Source organism: Shimia marina (assembly GCF_001458175.1).
Taxonomy (GTDB): Bacteria; Pseudomonadota; Alphaproteobacteria; order Rhodobacterales; family Rhodobacteraceae; genus Shimia; species Shimia marina.
This window is the reverse complement of the sequence record NZ_CYPW01000004.1, coordinates 42,410-59,706: the sequence shown is the minus strand read 5'-3', so window position 1 is coordinate 59,706 and position 17,297 is coordinate 42,410. Positions and strand designations below refer to the sequence as shown.

The 17,297-nt window shown below is 55.8% G+C and carries 16 protein-coding genes and 1 riboswitch; of the genes, 8 read left to right on the top strand and 8 right to left on the bottom strand.

Annotated features, from left to right (window positions below; all coding sequences use genetic code 11):
• Nucleotides 1-279 precede the first annotated feature (279 nt).
• The 8 genes from SHM7688_RS01500 to SHM7688_RS01465 form a co-directional block, all read right to left on the bottom strand.
• Complete coding sequence (locus SHM7688_RS01500) at nt 280-2,469, bottom strand: hybrid sensor histidine kinase/response regulator (protein WP_144432455.1); 2,190 nt, start codon at nt 2,467-2,469, stop codon at nt 280-282.
• Nucleotides 2,385-2,699, bottom strand: coding sequence for a hypothetical protein (locus tag SHM7688_RS19925; protein WP_149687325.1), 315 nt, complete (start codon nt 2,697-2,699; stop codon nt 2,385-2,387). The genes SHM7688_RS01500 and SHM7688_RS19925 overlap by 85 nt, the downstream gene beginning before the upstream one ends.
• A gap of 135 nt (nt 2,700-2,834) precedes the next feature.
• Nucleotides 2,835-4,289, bottom strand: coding sequence for a methyl-accepting chemotaxis protein (locus SHM7688_RS01490; protein ID WP_058238260.1), 1,455 nt, complete (start codon nt 4,287-4,289; stop codon nt 2,835-2,837).
• 355 nt (nt 4,290-4,644) lie between these two features.
• Nucleotides 4,645-5,295 (bottom strand): energy-coupling factor ABC transporter ATP-binding protein, encoded by a 651-nt coding sequence (locus SHM7688_RS01485; protein WP_058238259.1) that lies wholly within the window; start codon nt 5,293-5,295, stop codon nt 4,645-4,647.
• Complete coding sequence (cbiQ, locus tag SHM7688_RS01480) at nt 5,292-6,074, bottom strand: cobalt ECF transporter T component CbiQ (protein WP_058238258.1); 783 nt, start codon at nt 6,072-6,074, stop codon at nt 5,292-5,294. Before cbiQ ends, SHM7688_RS01485 begins: the two co-directional genes overlap by 4 nt.
• Nucleotides 6,074-6,655 carry a NikL family nickel/cobalt ECF transporter subunit gene (locus SHM7688_RS01475; protein WP_058238257.1) on the bottom strand — a complete coding sequence of 194 codons (582 nt, stop codon included), beginning with the start codon at nt 6,653-6,655 and terminating at the stop codon, nt 6,074-6,076. Before SHM7688_RS01475 ends, cbiQ begins: the two co-directional genes overlap by 1 nt.
• On the bottom strand, nt 6,652-7,263 hold the full coding sequence (gene cbiM, locus SHM7688_RS01470) for a cobalt transporter CbiM (RefSeq protein ID WP_058238256.1): 612 nt from the start codon (nt 7,261-7,263) through the stop codon (nt 6,652-6,654). The genes SHM7688_RS01475 and cbiM overlap by 4 nt, the downstream gene beginning before the upstream one ends.
• A gap of 7 nt (nt 7,264-7,270) precedes the next feature.
• Nucleotides 7,271-8,056 (bottom strand): DUF4198 domain-containing protein, encoded by a 786-nt coding sequence (locus SHM7688_RS01465; RefSeq protein WP_058238255.1) that lies wholly within the window; start codon nt 8,054-8,056, stop codon nt 7,271-7,273.
• Nucleotides 8,057-8,186: 130 nt separating this feature from the next.
• Nucleotides 8,187-8,389, bottom strand: a riboswitch (cobalamin riboswitch).
• Between the two features lie 245 nt (nt 8,390-8,634).
• Here SHM7688_RS01465 and SHM7688_RS01460 point away from each other — a divergent pair.
• The 8 genes from SHM7688_RS01460 to SHM7688_RS01425 all read left to right on the top strand — a co-directional run bounded on the left by SHM7688_RS01460 (nt 8,635) and on the right by SHM7688_RS01425 (nt 17,297).
• Complete coding sequence (locus tag SHM7688_RS01460) at nt 8,635-10,845, top strand: TonB-dependent siderophore receptor (RefSeq protein WP_058238254.1); 2,211 nt, start codon at nt 8,635-8,637, stop codon at nt 10,843-10,845.
• Nucleotides 10,846-11,048: 203 nt separating this feature from the next.
• Nucleotides 11,049-12,041 carry an iron-siderophore ABC transporter substrate-binding protein gene (locus tag SHM7688_RS01455; protein WP_058238253.1) on the top strand — a complete coding sequence of 331 codons (993 nt, stop codon included), beginning with the start codon at nt 11,049-11,051 and terminating at the stop codon, nt 12,039-12,041.
• The gene (locus SHM7688_RS01450) at nt 12,038-13,066 is read left to right on the top strand and encodes a FecCD family ABC transporter permease (RefSeq protein WP_058238252.1); all 1,029 of its coding nucleotides are present in this window, start codon (nt 12,038-12,040) and stop codon (nt 13,064-13,066) included. The genes SHM7688_RS01455 and SHM7688_RS01450 overlap by 4 nt, the downstream gene beginning before the upstream one ends.
• Nucleotides 13,063-14,079 carry a FecCD family ABC transporter permease gene (locus SHM7688_RS01445; RefSeq protein ID WP_058238251.1) on the top strand — a complete coding sequence of 339 codons (1,017 nt, stop codon included), beginning with the start codon at nt 13,063-13,065 and terminating at the stop codon, nt 14,077-14,079. The genes SHM7688_RS01450 and SHM7688_RS01445 overlap by 4 nt, the downstream gene beginning before the upstream one ends.
• A complete protein-coding gene (locus SHM7688_RS01440; RefSeq protein WP_058238250.1) occupies nt 14,079-14,861 on the top strand; it encodes an ABC transporter ATP-binding protein in 783 nt (260 codons plus the stop codon). The genes SHM7688_RS01445 and SHM7688_RS01440 overlap by 1 nt, the downstream gene beginning before the upstream one ends.
• An 11-nt stretch (nt 14,862-14,872) precedes the next feature.
• Nucleotides 14,873-15,913, top strand: coding sequence for a siderophore-interacting protein (locus SHM7688_RS01435; protein WP_058238249.1), 1,041 nt, complete (start codon nt 14,873-14,875; stop codon nt 15,911-15,913).
• A complete protein-coding gene (locus SHM7688_RS19315; protein WP_083498825.1) occupies nt 15,910-16,920 on the top strand; it encodes a MotA/TolQ/ExbB proton channel family protein in 1,011 nt (336 codons plus the stop codon). The genes SHM7688_RS01435 and SHM7688_RS19315 overlap by 4 nt, the downstream gene beginning before the upstream one ends.
• A gap of 5 nt (nt 16,921-16,925) precedes the next feature.
• Nucleotides 16,926-17,297, top strand: coding sequence for an ExbD/TolR family protein (locus SHM7688_RS01425; RefSeq protein WP_058238248.1), 372 nt, complete (start codon nt 16,926-16,928; stop codon nt 17,295-17,297).

Below are 17,297 nucleotides of genomic sequence, written 5' to 3'. Positions count from 1 at the left end.
GCCACACAAAAAGCGTGTGGCACTAACCCAAAGTATAGAAATCATCCTGAAATCCCGTTTCAGGGCGCACTCATAAGGATAGCTGCGCGCACTTTGGAGTCACGGAAACACCGGCGCCGTCACATCCGGCTCGGGCTGCTCTCCTTTGAAACGCGGCGTCATCTGCTTCATAGCCTTGAGCTCAAGGTCCGCCCAAACTGACTGCCCAAACCCCATACCGCTGCGAGATGGCATTGCCGAATGCTGAGTCGTTTTTTCAGATGGACCAAAGCCGCAGTCCTATCCCGGATCGGGCAAAAATCGCGCAATCTCGGCAAACAGTGTTTTTTGTCGAATAGGCTTAGCGATATGCGTATTACACCCTGCCTGCATCGCTTCTTGCACATTGTGCCCCATTGCATTGGCGGACACCATGATTATGGGCGTCGGCACCAAGGCATTCCGAACCTCAAAGGAGCGAATGAGCTTCACAGCGTCATGGCCATTCATCTTCGGCATACGCATATCCATCAGCACCAAATCAAAGGCCCTTTCGGCCTCCTGAAAGGCTCTTACTGCCTCCTCTCCATTCTCGACAAAAACAATGTCACATTGTGTCGGGCGCAGAACTAGGCGGAGCACTTTCTGGTTAACCATGCTGTCTTCCGCCACAAGAATTTTCTTGGTCGAAAGATCGGGCACCGTAGCGTCAGACTTCACAGCTTCCTTCAGAGTGGTTTTAGACGGCGCCACAACAAAAGGAATACTCAGATCAAATCGCGTGCCAGCACCGGGCTTGGAGCGCACACGCAAACTGCCCCCCATGTCACGCGCGAGGGACGAACTGATCGCCAGTCCCAAACCGGTGCCGCCAAACACTCGTGTGTCGCTACTCCGGCTTTGCTCAAATCTCTCAAAAACTTCGCCCGCTGTTTCGACCGGAAACCCAATGCCAGTGTCTTGGATATAAAGCTCCAAGATCGGCAAAGCTTCATTCATCTTGACGGCTGCATGCACTTGAATGCTGCCCTTTTCGGTGAACTTCACAGCATTGGAGGCCAGATTGGAAATGATCTGACGTAGCCGCAGCGGATCCCCCACAAGCTGCACGCCCTCAGCCATATCCTCGGTACAAGCAAAGAACACTCCATGCTCTTGGGCCCTGAGCATATGCAGACGCAATGCCGACCGCACCTCTTCCATCGGCAAGAACGTGGTTTCTTCAAGCTTCAGTTTACCGGCTTCAATCTTAGAAAGATCCAAAATATCCGTCAGCAAGCCTTCCAGCATGCTGCCAGCATCATAGATCATATCCACCAATTCTCGCTGATGGTTCTCCAAGTGCTGATCCCTGGACAGAACATCAGCCACCCCAATAATCGCGTTGAGCGGCGTGCGAATTTCATGGCTCATATTTGCAAGAAATGCGGACTTGGACTGATTGGCCTCGATCGCCGCCTGCTTTGCTTGTTGGAGAGACTTCTTGCGCTCAAACTCCTCAGTGACATCAACAGCAGATCCAAAAATCTGCCCTTCAAACCGATTGGCACGGAAGGTTAAAACCCTCTCAGCTCCACTGGCATGCAAACAGGTAAACTCAAGACTGGCCCCTGGCCGCCCAACCACAATCTTTCGGAACGCATCGGTCGCCGCATGACGTTCTTCTGGCTTGATCAGGTTCAGCAGAGGCGTGTGCATCAAATCGCTCGAAGAGTACCCCAACGAGCCACAGAAGGCCTCATTGACTCTGCGCAGGTAGCCCCGGCCATCCAAAACAAAACTCGGAGAGTTTGACACATCAAAAAATTCCGAGACAAGATGCGAGGATTGCACTTTCTCCGTAATATCCAAACGAAGCGATAAAAACCGATCAGGTTGCCCGTTTTGATCAAGCACAGGATAGATGATGGTATCAAACCACAACAAATCACCAGATTTGTTCTTGTTGCAAATCTCGCCGCGCCACACCTCACCCGAGGCGATCTTTTCCCACATCCGTGCAAAAAACTCAGGACCATGAAATCCAGAATTCATGATGTTGTGACTGTGCCCCAGCAGCTCGTCTTCCGAATAGCCAGATATCTCGATCAGGTTCTGATTGGCGCTCAGAATCTTGCCATGTTTGTCTGATACTGAGAAAATCGCGGCCTCATCAATGATTGCGCGTAACTCAAACAATTCTCGCATGCGCGCTTCAATGGCAACCGGAGTTGCGGGGGAACACAGAGGGAAATTCACCTGCGCGTCGAGTTCTTCAAAACAGCCCATGAAGGCCGTAACATGCCCACCCTCAACAATGGGTCGCCCCTCCGCCTTCACCCGTTTTCGGGATCCATCACTCAGTTGAACATCGAACTTGCATTGCCACTCATTTCCCTGATCTATGGCTTGCAACAGGCTTGATTTTAGCGCATCGCGATACTCAGGTAGGCAATACTCAAAAGCATTCTCAAAGGTTGGCTGATAAGCTGCATCAACCCCATGAAGCATTTGCGCTTCACGGCTCCACCAGACCGATTTTGAAACAAAATCGACCTGCCAAATGCCCGCAAAAGCACCCCCAGGAGCCCTTTCCACACGAATCCGACCGTCTGTATATTTTGCAAACACATTTTGTGTAGCCGTAACCACATTTCACCCCAGAGTTTTTCAGCGCGCACCAAAGCCGTTCCCACTTGAGCGCACAGTTTTCCATTATTGAGCGGCACATCTTCCGCCATCATTCACCCACTGAACATACATTCATAGAACTTTGGCACGACACCGCTCCGCAACCAAAAGTTGATACATTCACTCGGAAAATTTAATAGAGCGTGCCGAAAAGACACGATCCTCCAACACACACCGGCGCCGGACTATGCCACACCGGCACTGGGATGCCACTCTGACGTGCCGTCCAGTTTCTGAAGCTGAAATTCACTTACAATCTGGGACATCGCCGCGCTATCTTCACGCATTCCCGTCATGGCTGTAGCCGTTTGATCGACCATCGCAGCGTTCTTTTGCGTAACAACATCCAAATGCGAAACGCTTTCCGCAATCTCGGAAAGGGCTACGGATTGCTCTTGAGATGCTGTGGACACCTCTCCCGTCAGTTGAGCCGCATTTTCAACCTCCTTGAGGATCGTCTCCAATGCCTGCCCCGCCCGCTGTGATAAAACAACACCCTGCTCCACCATGGAGGATGAGCGTTGTATCAACGTATCAATTTCTTTGGCCGCATCAGAAGCCTTCTGTGCCAGCCCGCGCACTTCAGAGGCCACGACCGCAAAACCACGTCCCGCGTCACCTGCACGCGCAGCTTCCACGCCGGCATTCAAGGCCAAGAGATTGGTCTGAAAGGCAATATCATCAATTACCCCCGTAACTTCCGCAATCTGTTTGGACGCAGTCGCAATATTTCCGATCTGATCAATACTCTCACGCGCAACACTGACCCCAAGCTCGGCCGCATCTCTTGCCGCAGTAACCGCATTGTTGGTCTGCTCTGTGGCTTTGCTGGAAGCTTTGGCATGGGTATTGATCTCTTCCACTGCGGAAGCTGTCTGTTCCAGCGTCGCCGCCTGCGCCTCAGTACGCCGTGCCAAATCATTGCTTGCCACCTTTACATGGTCTGCTGTCTGATCGAGACCACGAGAGGTTTCTGCAATGGTCTGCACCATCTCTCGCATCGCGCCAGACAGCAAATTGAAAGCTTCACGGATGTCGTCGTAGCGGGCGGGGTAATCACTTTGATCTGGCGACGGAATATCCTGAGAGAGGTCTTTGGCAGACACACGTTCCATGCCACGCTGCAAATGCCCGAAGGCGCGACGCTGTTCTTCATTCTGGGCCCGGAAATACGCTGCAATCACCAAAGTCGTGTCCATTGCGAAGGCACGCGACAGCGCAGGCACAAGCCGCGCCAATTTCAGGCGCACACGTTGTCCATATCTCTTTGACCATGCTCGAACCAATGCATCTTGCATGAAGGTCGTCGCACGGGCGTAACCAGACAAATACAACTCAAACGGAAGCTGAATACGAAAATGCACTTTACCGATGGCCTCGGCTGAAGCGAGATATGCCTCGGAAAAGTCCCCATTGATCATCATCGCCCAATGGGCCTTCTGCCGCCCGCGCGCATGCTCCAGAACGCCATCTTGCGTGAAAAACGCCGCCATCGTTTCATCCTGCAAGGCAAATGCGTAGAAATCATCCAGCGCCTCATCCAACATTGGGGTCAAAAAAACCCCAGCTTCTTGGAGGTCCTCCAGACTTTCATTGGTCAGAGAAAATCGTTCGGGGAGGTTGTCGGTGACATTGCTCATATCGGGCGGCCCTTGTTACTGTTCGCGCCTGAGCCTGTGTTTTCAGCTCTTAAATTTGCGTTTACAGGTACGAAAAACGACACTTGACGTGTCGCAAGGCAAAAACCCTAGGTTGTTCATCTCCATAATGAAGAGACAACGATAGATACAGAAAACGCCTATATGTTATTATAATTCATATAGTTGCAGACCCGCACGAAAAAGCAATCCAAGAGCCACGCAAAATCTACGAACGCCGCAACGCAATCATGAAGTGAGCCGCCACACCTCCCCAAAAACCTGGCTTTCAGGTGTATGTGATCGCCCGCAAAGAGGTGTTTTCCGTCAAAACTCCTTCTGCCCACCACCGTTCAGCTCACGCCGAGATCAGCTGCCCATCTTCTAGAATCAGTGAGTCCGGAGCCAAAGCCTGCCGGAAAGCAGGAGAGTGGCTCACCAGCAAAATCGCCTGCGGAAGCGCTTGCAAAATCTCCAGCAAACGCGCTTCGTTTTTTGTATCCAGCGCATTGGTTGGCTCATCCAACAACAGCGCTTCCGGCTCCATGGCCAAAACGGTTGCCAAGGTCACCAAACGCTTCTCCCCGCCAGACAGCTTATGCGTGATCCGCTCCTTCAGATGCATCAGATCCAGATCCGTGAGAACACGGTCAACAATCTGCAGGGCTTCTTCCTTGCTACGCCCCAAATTCAGCGGACCAAAGGCAATGTCTTCCGCAACCGTGGGACAGAAAAGCTGATCATCAGGATCCTGAAACACCAGACCAACACGACGACGGACATCCAAAAAATCCGCCTCTACGTTTCGAGGTTTGCCAAACACTGTCACCTGCCCTGCAGTCGGGCTCTGCAAGCCAAGGGAGATGCGAAACAACGTGGATTTACCGGCACCATTGGGCCCCGTGATTGAGAGCCGTTGCCCCGCCTCAAGCTGCATAGAAGCCCCGGCCAAAATCGGCGCCTGTCCCGCGTAGGCAAAATGGATGTCATCGAGCTGCAAGATGGTCATGCAAAATCCACAATCAGTAGTCCGATACAGGCGGCTCCCAAGAGAGCGGCAAACACGTGGTCGCGCCTGCTCATAGAGAACTCTTGTAGCAACATCAGCCGCCCAGAGAAACCTCTGCACTTCATGGCCCCCAGAATGCGCTCGGATCGCTCAATCGCCCGCACCATCATCATACCGACGAGATAGCCAAAACTGCGATATGTATGCCAGTTGGTACCGGGCCGAAATCCGCGAATTTTCATCGCGCTGCGCAGCCGTAAATACTCTTCCCGTAGCACCTCAATGTAGCGGATGGTGAACATCATCAAATGCACCAGAACTTCCGGACACCGCAGCCGATGTAACGCGTGGCCAAGTGTTACGGGCTCCATCGTGCCCACCAGAACCATCAGGGTCAGAATAACGGCGTTGGCCGTCAATGCGATCTCGAAAGCTTTCCAAAGCCCCTGCCAACTTGCAGGAAAGCCAAACACCGTGAACATCACGTCTCCGGGCATGGAAAACGGCATTAAAACCAGCATAAAAATGATGAAACCATCCATCATGGCCATACGCTTTAGCGTGCGCCGGATCGGCAAACGCGACAGAAGAAGCAACCCAATCGCGATGCTCAACGCGGCGAGCAAGCCCGGCACGGAGCCCAGCGCAACCGTCACAACTGCAAACACACAGGCCATAACAATACGCACACGCGGATCAATATCCGCAATCAGGCCATAAGGCGCATCTTGCTCTGCCTCAGCCAGCGTCTTAGCTTGGGGTTCCAGCACATGTGCCATCAGCCAGCCAACTTCTTGCGGGCCGCGATGTAAAATCCAATCCCAAACAGACCAAGGATATACCCAATACCCCCAAGGATGGTCTGAAGATCATTCTGTTCCCGGTAGGCCGCAATCTCACGTCGCAAAGGGCGCAGTTCATCACGCACGGCCTTGGCAATTGCGGCGCGCTCTTCATCCGATAGCCCAGCGAAGATAACCGCCTCAGGCCCTGCTACGGTGGCCTGAACCTCGGAGGTTTCGACAACCTCCGCTGCAACGCCCATAATTTCGGCAACCTCCTGCGCATTCATGGTGACATTGGCCACATGCCCTGCCCCCAGATCCGCAGTGAACCTATGCGCGACAGGCTGCTTAGGGACATAAAGGAAAAAACCATCGGCATCCGTCACAGTGCGGCCGAGTTCGGCCCCATCAGGACCATAGACAATCACTTCCTGATCCACTGCCATATCGCCATTGGAAAACCCAAGCTCTCCCTCAATGGCATCGCCGGCGGGAAACACGCCGGCAATCACTTTATGCGCCAAGGCTGGCAAAGGTGCACAGATGAGACAGGCAATCACGACCCACGATTTCATGCGGAAGCCCCTTTCACAAAAAGCTCCGGCTTGACCTTACGTGCGAGCAGAACGGCAAATCCCGTCAACACAGCTTCGATCACCATCACCGGAATATGGGCAAAAAAGACAAGCTTGGCAGCAGGCAGGAATTCATCACCGGACAAGGCAAGCGAAATCGCCACAAATCCCGTGGTCGCGGCGATGGCAAAAGCGCCACCAATCCCGCCCCAGATGGCACCATGAACCGGAGAGCCTCGCCCAATCAGGCCCCCAAAAATCATCCAGGCCAAGACAGCAGGCAAAGCAATATTCACGGTGTTGACCCCAAGCACGGTCAGGCCACCAAAGCCAAAGAACACAGCCTGCAACAGAAGACCGACAAACAAGGCCGGAAAGGCGGCCCAGCCAAGCAAAAGCCCGGCCAGACCGTTGAGTATCAAATGCACAGAGGACGGGCCAATTGGCACATGGATCAAAGAGGCCACAAAGAAACTGGCAGACAGCACACCCGCTGTGGGAATGCGGTCAAGATCCAGCGATCTCAGGCCAATGGCGATCCCCCCGACCGCGGCGACAGCGCCACCGATCACCACAGGGTTTGACAAGGCTCCGTCAACAATGTGCATTTTAGGCTTACTCCAGATCCCAGGCGCGGATCCAGATCACAGCATCTTGGCTGAGTTCCTTACCTTCATGCTCGGTTGCCGGCCCAGAGCCCAGCGCCGCAAAGCCCCAGTAGCCTGCTTTTGGCACACCAAAGGAGAAATAGCCGTTGTCATCGGAGATCGCCACGATGGCCCCACCCGGCAACGCACCAACGGTTGCCGCCTTGGCACCGGTGCCCGCCAGATCAGGTTCTGCGGCCATATACTCGATTTCGATTTCTGCGCCTGCAACGGGCTTGCCTTCGCTCAACACACGGCCGGTGAAGGTGGAGCCTGCCACAATGTTGTAGGGCTTGTTAAGCGGCAGAATTTCCGTGGCCAGCCCCTGAGGCTGATCCCAGTCGGTCGGCAGCGCATTGCGGTTCAGATAGGTTTTGGTGATCTGCTGAATGAAGATGTCTTCGGACTCTTCATAGTAAGGCGCAGGCACAGTCACGACCACATAGTCACCGGAGCGTTTCACAGGCACGGAGCCGAGAAAGGCTTTGGCACTGTTGTCTGGGCCATCAAAAGTGGTCTCTTCCAGCGTGTCCATCAGATCGGTTTTTTCGCCATTGTGGATGACAAAAAACTCTTCGGGCTTTTCAAGCGTCATCACGTGACCGGCTTCATGCGGATGCCAGAAGATCAGCTTCACAGGAACATCCCCCGGACGCTCGATCATAGTATTTTCTGTGTACTCAAGCAGAAAATGCGCCTGCGCCATTGCCGGGATCGACAAAGCAGCAGTGGCCGCCAAAAGCAGTTTTTTCATAAATCAGGTCCTTATCACGTCGCGCCTTCCCCGGCGCATTCCTAAAATACCGCCAAGACGCGCGCCCCAATGTGCCCCAAGGACAGACATGGATCTGGCGCGCACCCCGTCGCCAATGATGAACGCCCCTTCCGAGGGCGCATGTCTGGCAGGTCTCCTGACTTGCGGGTCAAAACACTCAGGCTGGCCTTCCCGGGCACTCCCAGTGGCATGTATCAGCCGTGCTCTCCGCCTACAGTTGCGGGGGCAGTTGCAGAATTGGCGTCAAGACACCGCACTGCATTCCCTATTGCTTCTGAGATTCCTCCCAGAACCGGACATGAGGGGTAGATGCCAGAAGTCGAATTGCACGGTCAATACTCGATTGCGACATCACGCTCCCTGAACACGAAACCTGTGCAGATATCGCGCCGCCCCCACCTGCCCCAGCGACACATCATAAAGATGTGCCCACAAAGCAACATTTCACATTCGTTCACATGTGAGCAAATTGACGTTTCCCCCGAGCCTTCCTATCGCGCCTTCACAACCCAGCGCATCGCCAGGCATCACACACCAACAGGAATGGGAAACGTGTCATGCTCTTGCGACGTACGACTGTGTCCCTGTGCGCGCTGGTTGCGGCCCTCCCGGCCTTTGCACAGGACATCGATCTCGAAGATATCAATGTAAGCGGAGCCAATACCGAAGGCTTCTTTGGCGAAACCATCTCTCTGCAGACCGGTACAGTCGCGAAAACCGGCGATGCGATTGCGGAAACACCCCGCTCGGTCAGCGTCATCACCGCAGATCAGATCCAAGAACGCGGCGCACGCGATCTGGAAGAAGTGCTCGCCTACACGCCCGGCGTGCGCGCCGGTGCCTTTGGCATGGATAACCGCGCAGACTGGTCCTACGTCCGTGGCTTCAATCCAAGTTTCTTGCGGGATGGCCTCCCAACCCGCTATGGCTTCTACAACAGCCCACGTCCCGAAACCTTCCTCCTGAACAGTGTTGAAGTACTGCGCGGCCCGGCGTCTGGCCTTTATGGCGATAGCTCCGTAGGTGGCGTGATCAACACAACCTCCAAAACCTCTGCACAAGACGCACCCAATATTGTTCAAGCACAGATTGGAACCAATAAGCGCAAGCAGGTTGCAGTAGACTTCAGTGGCGATGGGAATGAAGACGGAACGCTCAAGTACCGCTTTGTCGGCTTGCTCCGCGATTCAGACGATGTTCTAGCCTACTCTCAAGATGATGCCATAGCGATTGCGCCCTCGCTCACCTGGAAGCTTGGCGCAGATACCGAGGTCACTATCCTTGCTGAGTATCAAAAAAACAACGCAACTCCTGCGTCTCAGTTCGCATCCTACATTGGCACCTTGCAGCCGGTACCAGACCAATTTGTCATTCCGGGTTTCGGTGCGGTCCCTTCCCCCCACGCTGGTCGCCAGTTTGACTCAGATCTATATGTCGGTGAGCCCGGGTTTGATCGTTATGATGCGAGATCTGGCAGCATCTCCGCCAACTTCCAACATCGCTTCAATGAGGTTTGGTCTCTGAATGCGAATGCACGCTACAGCGATTCTAAAGGTGATTATGATCACGCCTACTGGTACGGTGCGACAGACCTGATCGCAGCGGGCAACATACCTGCAGTTGCGCAATATCTTTATCTTGGCCGCTACAATGCGGACGGCACGATCAACAGAACGTTCTACAAATCCCGGAATACGCTCAAAACCGCAGCTGCTGATGCCTACGCCACCGCAGAATACCGTTTAGGCGGCGTCGAAATGCGCAGCATTGTGGGCTTCAACTACAACCGGGCCAAGTTTGACAAAGACTCTTCTGCCAACACAGATCCAGCCAACCATGGCGCTCCGATCAACCCTTTTGATCCCAACTATGGCACGATCATCAATCCAACCATCATCGACACGCCTGCGGTCAAGGTAACGGAATGGGGCGTCTACAACCAAAACCGCGCAACCATTGAGGATAGGCTTTTCCTCGATTTTGGTTTGCGCTTCAGCCAGATTGAGCGTGGCGAAAGCACTGACCCCAACAACAATAGCGTCGACCCTGCGGCCAAAGACAGCGATTGGACTGGCAACGCAGCGATCATGTATGTTTTGGACAATGGTCTTGCTCCCTATGCAAGTTGGGCCACGAGCTTTCAGCAAGAGACGCTTGGAGCACAAGCAGACGGCACAGCCTTTGAACCCACCAAAGGGCGACAGTATGAGATCGGTGTAAAGTATCAGCCTAAAGGCACCAATACGCTGCTGTCGGCTGCCGCATTCGACATCACAAAGTCTAATCTGCTGCAAACTGACCCCAACGATCCATCCCAACGCATCCAGACGGGCGAAGCCTCTTCCAAAGGCATCGAGCTGGAAGCTTTCCACAACTTCGGTGAAGTGTCCGTGCAAGCCTCCTATACACTCCTCGATACGGAGACAGAAACACAGGACTACATTGATCTGGTGCCTGAACAAATGGCTTCGGCATGGATCAACTATGCACCCAAATCCCTCGATGGATGGAACTTCGGATTGGGAGCGCGCTTCACAGGCAAAACCAAAGGCTCTGCTGGCTTTGCAGTGCCAGGCCTTCCAACGGAATTCGAAACCGAATCCTATACATTGCTCGACGCAGCCATCAGCTACCAAAAGAACGACTGGCGTGTGGCTTTGAATGTCAGCAACTTGACCGACAAACGTGTCATTACCGGCTGCGCCACCTTCACATGCTACTTCGGCGAAGGACGCAATGTGCAGCTATCGGTCACCAAAGCCTTCTGATCTCAAAAACAAACTCAGCCGGGGCTTTCCCGGCTGAGTTGAATATGTGAAAACTTGACAGAAACCATCTGAAAAGTTAATCGAACCCACCTAGCCACTGTCGTGTTGAGACACTTTCAACATCGCAGCCAGCCCAAAGGTTTCCAAGATTGCTCCGCCCACATAGGGGCCACACATGGGGCAATGAGACAGGGACAGCACTGGTGCGCGCGCTACGTTCATTGATCATTTCGGCGGGATTGCTCTGCCCGTTTGGCCTATCAGCCGAACCATTTCCGGTTGAAATAACCCATCGCTACGGCACAGCCCACATCCCTGAAGAGCCAAAGAATATCGTCTCTCTGAGCTTCATCGGCCATGACTTTTTGCTGTCTCTTGGCATCATCCCTCAAGCGCTGCGCAAGTGGTACGGCCCGCACCCCTACGGCGTCTGGCCATGGGCACAAGAGGCTCTTGGGGACGGCACCCCCGTTGTGATGTGGGGTGAGATCAATATTGAACAGATCGCCACACTCAAACCTGACCTGATTGTTGGCCAGTGGAGCGGCATGAGTGCAAGCGACTATGCCCTGCTCAGTCAGATTGCCCCCACCATCGCCCCCCAAGAAGACTGGGGAGACTATGGCGCACCCTGGGCGGACATGCTGCGCACCCTCGGCCTTGCCACCGGGCGACAGGAACTGGCCGAAGCGCATATCTCCAGAATTGAGGGACGCTTCGAAGCCATCCGCGAGGCCCATCCAGAATGGCAGGGCGCCAGCGCCGTCGTGGTCTGGTCAGGCAGCACCGGTGCCTACACGCAAGGCGACATCCGCGGTCGCTTCATGGCTGAACTCGGCTTTCAGGAACCTGAAGGCCTTGAGGATATCGGCATCTTTGACAGCCTCTACAAGATTATTCCCGAAGAGGTCACAGCCCCAATTGATGCCGACGCTTTGATCTGGATTGACGCGGGCAACAATGTCGAGCGGCTGAATACACTGCCCCTGCGCCACACCATGCGCGCCTATAAAGAAGGTCGGGAAATCTACCTGGGCCTCGACACAACCGCCGCCATGTCGCACTCCAGCCCGCTCAGTATTGAATACACGCTGGACGCTTTGGTGCCTCTGCTCGAAGCCTCCATGGACGGCGATCCACACACCGAAGTCGCCACCTCACGCGCAGCGGGCATCCTGCCGGAGATCACGCCATGAGCCTACAGGCCGAAACCAACGTTCTCCCCATGCCCAAGGACATGCGACCGCTTCATTTGCTCATCACGCTGCTTGGCGTTACCTGCCTCGCTGTGCTCGCCCTGCGATTTGGCATGCGTGACCTGACGTGGGCAGATATCGGCGCGGCCTTTGGCGCTTATGACCCGTCGGTCCCGGAACAGATCGTCATTCGGGACATTCGCCTGCCACGTCTTCTGGCCGCGATTTTGACAGGGGCTGCGCTTGGCGTGGCCGGGGCGCTTATCCAAGGCATGACCCGCAACCCGCTTGCCGATCCGGGGCTCCTTGGCATCAATGCGGGCGCAGGTCTTGGCGTGGTCATTGTGGTCTTTGCCCTGCGCTGGTCTGACCCGAGCCAGTTCATCTGGGTGGCCATGCTCGGAAGCGCCATCGGCGCGGTATTGGTGTTCAGCCTTGGCGGCGGCGCACAGGCCAGCCCTGTGCGCCTGCTTTTGGCAGGCGCTGCAATCAGCGCCTTCTTCATTGCAATCACACGGGGCGTCCTGCTCATGAGCCGCCAGAGTTTGGACGTCTATCGCTTCTGGGTTCTCGGTGGTTTGGATGGCATCAGCTTTGCTGACATCACCGCCTTGATGCCCTTCTTCGCAGGAGGGTTTCTGGTGGCTCTTGTCGCGGCATTTCTACTGAACGCGCTTATGCTTGGCGAAGACACCGCCCGCAGCCTCGGCGTCAATGTTGGGGCCGCCAAACTGATCAGCGGCCTTGCCATTGTCTTGCTGGCGGCCTCCACCGTGGCCCTCGCCGGCCCCATCGCCTTCATTGGCCTGATGGTCCCCCACATCGCGCGCCCACTGGCACAACAGGACATGCGCTGGATGGTGGCATTCAGCGCTCTGATCGGCGCTGGCCTCTTGCTGAGCGCGGATCTCATCGGACGCCTTCCCATTTTAGGCGGCAACATGCAGGCGGGCGTCATGGCGGCTTTGATCGGCGGTCCCGCGCTGATTGTGATGGTGCGTAAGGGCGGAGGGCGCCGCCTGTGAACGTAACCCTGCAAACCAAGGCCCTGTCTTTTCAAACCACCCGGCGCGCGGTTTTCGCCTGCCTGCTCCTGCTCACAATAACTCTGGCAGTTGCGTTCCTCTCTTTGAAAGCAGGAGCATATCCGCTGAGTGTGAGCGACCTCTTCCGGGGCCTGATCGGGCACCTTGATGATCTGGAAAACATGATCGTGCGCGAACATCGCCTGCCTCGTATTCTGGTCGCCATTGGCGCAGGGGCGGCTTTCGGCATGGCCGGGGCCATGATGCAGAGCATGCTGCGCAACCCGCTCGCTTCCCCCGATGTCATTGGCTTCACCGCAGGCGCCAATTTTGGCGCACTTCTTTGCGTGCTGATAACAGGTGGCATGGTGGTCATGGGGGCATTGCTTGGCGGCTTGGGTGCCGCCATCCTTGTGACCCTGCTGGCCTGGCAAAATGGGCTGAACACCACGCGTCTGATCCTCGTTGGCATCGGCATCAACCTCACCTTGGGCGCGGGGGCTGATCTACTGCTCAGCTGGACCGACGAACGCATTGCTGCCGATATGGCGCGTTGGCTCACAGGCTCTCTGAATACGCGTTCTTATGGCGATGTGGCTATGATCTGGGGCGGCATCGCGTTGCTGACACCGCTTCTGGCGTGGCTGCAATTCCCCCTCGCGCGGCTGGCTATGAATGACGACACCGTAACAGGTCTCGGCATTGCGCTCACCCCAACCCGGCTTGCCGTTGCTGGCACGTCGGTCGCTCTGGTCGCCTTAAGCGTCAGCGTTGCTGGCCCCCTGCCTTTTGTGGCCTTTGTCGCCGGCCCGATTGCGCGGCGCATCATCCGGGGAGGGCGACCCGCGATTTTCGCAGCCGCTTTGGTCGGCGCAGCCGTCACCCTGATTGCCGATCTGGCCGCCCGCTCCGTCCCTCTCATCCAATTGCCTGCCGGTGTCTTTACCGCCTTGATTGGCGCACCGGTCCTCCTGTGGCTTTTGGTGATTCAATTCCGCAAAGGAAACTTCTGATGCGCTCCTCCAATCGCTTGCAAGCCAACACGGTCTCCGTTGCTTTTCAAAAGCAGGAGGTGCTGAAGGCGCTGTCCCTGTCCCTGCCGGATGGGAAGATGACAGTCATCGTCGGCCCCAACGCCTGCGGAAAATCCACCCTGCTGCGCGCCCTGTCGCGTCTGCAAAAACTCGACAGCGGACAGATCGTGCTCGATGGCAAATCCATTTCGTCGCAACGCTCCAAACAGGTGGCGTGGGAGCTTGCTGTGCTCCCGCAATCCCCTGCCGCCCCCGAAGGACTATCCGTGCATGATCTGGTCCGCAGAGGCCGCACCCCACACCAATCTGCACTTCAGCAATGGTCAACAATCGATCAGGCTGCCGTTGCGCGCGCACTCGAATTGACCGGCATGACCGCCAATGCCCATCGGGCACTTGAAACCCTCTCTGGAGGACAGCGCCAGCGCGCATGGATCGCCATGGCTTTGGCACAGGACACAGATATTCTGCTGCTGGATGAGCCAACGACCTATCTGGATCTTCCTCATCAGATCGAACTTTTGACACTGGTGCAAAAGCTCAATCAGGACACCGGTCGCACTGTGGCCATGGTGCTGCATGACATCAACCTGGCCGCGCGCTTTGCCGACCACATCGTCGCTCTCAAAAATGGCACCGTTCACATCCAGGGCTCTCCTGAGGACGTTGTGACCGAAGACATGATGTCCAAGATCTTCAATCTGCCTTCCACCGTGATCAAAGACCCGGTGCACGGGCACCCGCACGTCATTCCGAAGTAAAGGCGCTCTTTATGAACGAGCAAACAAAATTCCCATTTCGCGCTGAGACACGCCTGATTGGTCTGGCTTTTCCGGCCATCCGCGCATTGCTGGTGCATGAAGCCCAAGAGCACGGTCTGGAGTTGCCAGAAAATAGCGACGCCCGTGTCATGATGGTGTCTGAATACGGTCATCTCACATTTGATGCACTGGAAAATGGCGTGCACGCCTGTGTCATGGCGGATCAGACAGACAAGCTTTTCATCCTGAAGGAAAGCCTTGTTGAGAGCATCGAGCACTTTGCCCCTCAATTGGCCGAAAGCCTCACATGGTCCGATGCCGCGCAGCACAAAGGCCACCCGCCAAACTTCCAGCTCGCCACAGTGACCGCAGTTACTCCAATCGGCAAAAGCTTTCTACGCGTGACCCTGTCAGCCCAAGATCTGAGCAGCTACGCACAAAACGCCATTCATTTCCGTATCATTCTGCCCCCAAAGGGGGATCAGGCCCCACAATGGCCGCGCCTCAACGATAAGGGTGTTACGATCTGGCCCAAAGGTGACAAAGCCCTACATCGCCCTGTGTACACCATTCGCAGCGTCGACACACATCGCAATGAACTTGTGTTTGACGTCTTTGTTCACGAGGGCGGTCGCACCACGGAGTGGGCACAGAACGTCACGATCGGCACGCAAATTGGCATCACCGGCCCGGGAGGCGGTGGCATACCTGACACCCAGGCGATCACAATCTATGCCGATGAAACGGCCTTTCCCGCCACTGCTCGGCTGCTGGAAGCACTGCCACATTCCGTAGGGGGCCGCGTGGTACTGCAAGCCGGCACTCAAGACTATCCACTTCCGGATCATCCCAACCTAAAGGTGATTTGGCACAGCCCTCACTCTGACCAGACACTCCCTGATGTCGCCATCGCAGATCGCACCTCTTTTCCAGAACATATGCTCTGGTTTGCTTCCGAAAAAGAAGATACGCAGAAGATGCGCGCATTCTGCAAAAGCCAGGACATCGACGTTAAAAATCACTACATCGCGACATATTGGAGCCGCACATGAAATCGCTCACCCTGATGACCTGCGCCCTTTGTTTGCCGGTCATGGCATTTGCCCAAACCACCGCAGAAACCGCCCCTCTGACAGCGCCAGAAGCGCCCGCTTTGGTTGCACCCCAAGTCGAAATAGAAACGCCAACTCTGGCCACGCCTGCGGCGCCAGAGGCCGAAGATGTAAACACGCAGACGTCCACCTCACCGGCCCTCCAACCTGAGCAACCAGACACAGCAGAAGCAACAGACGCAGGCGTCGATTCTCCCAGCGCTGACGCTGTGTCAGACCCGGCCACCGCTTTTGATGAGATCACCGACGCAGAAATCGCGCCGGTCACCACCCAAGAACAGCTTACTGCCATGGCACAGACTGCAGCCTCTGATGCCCATGCCTTCCTGCGCGACGGCGGCCCCAGCATTTGGGCCATTGCCGCCTTGTCCGTCATCACGCTTGCATTGATCCTCTGGAAAATCTGGCAATTGGCCTTGATGGGGGCATGGTCGCGCGGCAAGGCAGGCAAGGCCGTGCGCGCCTTTGAGAACGGCGATCTGCAGACCGCCATGCAGACCGTAGAAAAGCGCCGTGGCATCCGCTCCAAGGTGATTACGGCAGCGCTCAAGGCTATGCAGAAATGGGATGAGGAGCGCGCGCGCGAAGATGCCGCGCGGGTGGCCAAAAACCAGCTCGCCGAAGCGCGCATTGGCCTGTCCGCCTTGGAACTGATTGCAACAATTGCCCCGCTTTTGGGTTTGTTGGGAACGGTCTTGGGGATGATTGCCGCCTTCCAGGCTCTGCAATCTGCCGGGTCTAATGCGGATCCTTCCCAGTTGGCCGGCGGTATTTGGGAAGCGCTCTTGACCACCGCTGCCGGCATGGCTGTAGCGATCCCCGCATCGGCGGCCCTGACGTGGTTTGAAAGCGTGATCGATCGTGTTCACCGCGACGTCGAAGATGGCGTTACACGGCTTTTCCTGGCTCAGGAGCCAAAGCCGGCCCTGCATCTCGTCGCTGAGTAAGCGCGATGTTGCTCGCTCCTCCCACGCGCCCTCGGCGCAAACCCAGCCTGACCCCCATGATTGATGTGGTGTTTCTGCTTCTGGTGTTTTTCATGCTGGCTTCTCGCTTTGGTTCTGACGCTATGTTGACGCTCCCTTTGGCAGCCGGAGGCGGTGAATACTCCGGTCCTCCCCGCCTGATTCAAGTGGAACCCGACAGCCTCAAACTCAATGGCATTGTGGTCATCGACATCGCAGCCGCCGTTGCCCCTCTGACAGAGAGCCCAACGGACACGCTCATCCTGCGCGGCGGGCCGGAAACCCCTCTGCAACGCATTGTCGATGTGACACAACAATTGCAATCGGCCGGTTTCACCTCGGTCGTTTTGGTGGAGTGA

Coding starts and splice junctions, on each gene's coding strand:
- SHM7688_RS01500 (WP_144432455.1), bottom strand. CDS start 2,469: ATGCTTCATGGGGTTGATGCAGCTTATCAGCCAACCTTTGAGAATGCT.
- SHM7688_RS19925 (WP_149687325.1), bottom strand. CDS start 2,699: ATGGCGGAAGATGTGCCGCTCAATAATGGAAAACTGTGCGCTCAAGTG.
- SHM7688_RS01490 (WP_058238260.1), bottom strand. CDS start 4,289: ATGAGCAATGTCACCGACAACCTCCCCGAACGATTTTCTCTGACCAAT.
- SHM7688_RS01485 (WP_058238259.1), bottom strand. CDS start 5,295: ATGACCATCTTGCAGCTCGATGACATCCATTTTGCCTACGCGGGACAG.
- cbiQ (WP_058238258.1), bottom strand. CDS start 6,074: ATGGCACATGTGCTGGAACCCCAAGCTAAGACGCTGGCTGAGGCAGAG.
- SHM7688_RS01475 (WP_058238257.1), bottom strand. CDS start 6,655: ATGAAATCGTGGGTCGTGATTGCCTGTCTCATCTGTGCACCTTTGCCA.
- cbiM (WP_058238256.1), bottom strand. CDS start 7,263: ATGCACATTGTTGACGGAGCCTTGTCAAACCCTGTGGTGATCGGTGGC.
- SHM7688_RS01465 (WP_058238255.1), bottom strand. CDS start 8,056: ATGAAAAAACTGCTTTTGGCGGCCACTGCTGCTTTGTCGATCCCGGCA.
- SHM7688_RS01460 (WP_058238254.1), top strand. CDS start 8,635: ATGCTCTTGCGACGTACGACTGTGTCCCTGTGCGCGCTGGTTGCGGCC.
- SHM7688_RS01450 (WP_058238252.1), top strand. CDS start 12,038: ATGAGCCTACAGGCCGAAACCAACGTTCTCCCCATGCCCAAGGACATG.
- SHM7688_RS01440 (WP_058238250.1), top strand. CDS start 14,079: ATGCGCTCCTCCAATCGCTTGCAAGCCAACACGGTCTCCGTTGCTTTT.
- SHM7688_RS01435 (WP_058238249.1), top strand. CDS start 14,873: ATGAACGAGCAAACAAAATTCCCATTTCGCGCTGAGACACGCCTGATT.
- SHM7688_RS19315 (WP_083498825.1), top strand. CDS start 15,910: ATGAAATCGCTCACCCTGATGACCTGCGCCCTTTGTTTGCCGGTCATG.
- SHM7688_RS01425 (WP_058238248.1), top strand. CDS start 16,926: ATGTTGCTCGCTCCTCCCACGCGCCCTCGGCGCAAACCCAGCCTGACC.